At 68.7% G+C, this 2161-nt stretch carries 2 protein-coding genes; both read left to right on the forward strand.

Going from position 1 to position 2161, the window contains the following annotated elements; translation table 11 throughout:
• Positions 1–71: 71 nt before the first annotated feature.
• The gene (gene istA, locus BCR15_RS05240; protein WP_068751155.1) at positions 72–1331 is read left to right on the forward strand and encodes an IS21 family transposase; all 1260 of its coding nucleotides are present in this window, start codon (positions 72–74) and stop codon (positions 1329–1331) included.
• Positions 1331–2089, forward strand: a complete 759-nt coding sequence (gene istB / locus BCR15_RS05245) for an IS21-like element helper ATPase IstB (RefSeq protein ID WP_068751156.1) — start codon at positions 1331–1333, stop codon at positions 2087–2089. The genes istA and istB overlap by 1 nt, the downstream gene beginning before the upstream one ends.
• Positions 2090–2161: the final 72 nt, after the last annotated feature.

Raw genomic sequence — 2161 nt, forward strand, 5'->3', positions numbered from 1 at the left:
TGTCGATGCCGAGTGGATACTGACCCCGTGGCGCCGAGTGAATTTTGACCCCTCTCCGTCAGAGTGAGGGAGTGATCAGTGTGGAGGATTGGGCCGAGATCCGACGGCTTCATAGGTCGGAGGGGTTGGCGATCAAGGCGATCGCGCGCCAGTTGGGGGTGGCACGGAACACGGTGAGGTCGGCGTTGGCCTCGGACGTTCCGCCCAGGTATGAGCGGGAGTCGCCGGGGTCGTTGGTCGATGCCGTCGAGCCGCAGATCCGGGCGTTGTTGGCGGCGACGCCGCGGATGCCGGCGACGGTGATCGCGGAGCGGATCAGCTGGGAGCATTCGTCGTCGGTGCTGCGGGCGAGGGTGGCTGAGTTACGGCCGTTGTATCTGCCGGCGGACCCGGCGGATCGGACCCAGTATCGGGCCGGGGAGATCGTGCAGTGCGATCTGTGGTTCCCGCCGAGGGTCGTGCCGGTGGCTGACGGGGTGCTCGCGGCGCCGCCGGTGTTGACGATGGTGGCCGCCTGGTCGGGGTTCATCGCCGCCCTGTTGCTGCCGACCCGTCAGACCGGGGACCTGCTGGCGGGCATGTGGCAGCTATTGACGGGGAGCTTCGGGGCGGTCCCGCGGATGCTGGTGTGGGACAACGAGGCAGGGATCGGGCAGCACCGACGCCTCACGGTGCCCGCGAGGGGCTTCGCCGGAACGTTGGGGACCAGGATCTATCAGACCAATCCCCGTGACCCGGAGGCGAAGGGGGTGGTGGAGCGGGCCAACGGGTTCCTGCAGACGTCGTTCATGCCGGGCCGCGAGTTCGTCTCCCCGGCCGACTTCAACACCCAACTCGCCGACTGGTTACCGCGCGCGAATCAGCGGCTGCTGCGCCGCACCGGCGCTAGACCAGCAGACATGCTGGCGTCGGAGGCGGCGGCGATGAGCAGCCTGCCGCCGGTGGCGCCGCTGGTCGGGTCGAGTAGCCGGGTCCGGCTGGGCCGTGACTACTACGTGCGGGTCGCGGGTAACGACTACTCGGTCGACCCCGCCGTGATCGGCCGGTTCGTCGACGTCGGCTGTGACATGGACACCGTCACCGTCACCTGCGCCGGCCAACCCGTGGCCTCTCATGCGCGGTGTTGGGACCAGCGGCGCACCCTCACCGACCCTGCCCACGTCGCGACCGCGAGAACGCTGCGTGCTGCGCACCAGGCCCAGAAGACCGCTGGCCGTGTCGATGCCCGCGGCGCGGGCGAAGACGTCGCACTGCGGCCGTTGAGCGTCTACGACGACCTGTTCGACCTGACCGGCATCGACCCGGCGAGCGCGTCCGGGGCGGTGGCCTGATGAGCACCAAAGATCTGACCGGTGAGATCGGGTTCCTGGCCCGGGAGCTGAAGACCCCGGTGATCGCTGAGACGTTCACCGATCTGGGTGACCGGGCCCGCGCCGAGGGCTGGTCCCACGAGGAGTACCTCGCCGCCGTCCTCGGCCGCCAGGTCGCCTCCCGCACCGCCAACGGCACCCGGCTGCGGATCTCGGCCGCTCACCTTCCAGCCGTCAAGACCGTCGAGGACTTCGTCTTCGACCACATCCCCGCCGCGTCCCGTGACCTGATCGCGCACCTGGCCACCTGCACGTTCATCCCGAAACGCGAGAACGTGGTCCTCCTCGGCCCACCCGGCACAGGCAAGACGCACCTGGCGATCGCGTTGGGCATCAAGGCCGCCGAAGCAGCCCATCCCGTGCTGTTCGACTCTGCCACCGGCTGGATCAACCGGCTCGCCGCCGCCCACGCCTCCGGCGCCCTCGAACGCGAGCTGCGCCGGCTGAAACGCTACCGCGCCTTGATCATCGACGAGGTCGGCTACCTGCCCTTCGACACCACCGCCGCGGCCCTGTTCTTCCAGCTCATCGCCTCACGCTACGAGACCGGGACCGTGATCGTGACCTCAAACCTGCCCTTCAGCCGCTGGGGCGAAACCCTCGGCGACGACGTCGTCGCCGCCGCGACCATCGACCGCCTCGTCCACCACGCCCACGTCATCGGGCTCGACGGCGACTCCTACCGCACCCGCGGCCACCGTCGCCAACCAACCAAGTAGAACCAACAACAACCATGAGAGGGGTCAATTTTCGATCGGCAACAGGGGGTCAGTTTTCGTCCGGCGTTGACA

The organism is Tessaracoccus lapidicaptus, assembly GCF_001693815.1.
Lineage (GTDB): Bacteria > Actinomycetota > Actinomycetes > Propionibacteriales > Propionibacteriaceae > Arachnia > Arachnia lapidicapta.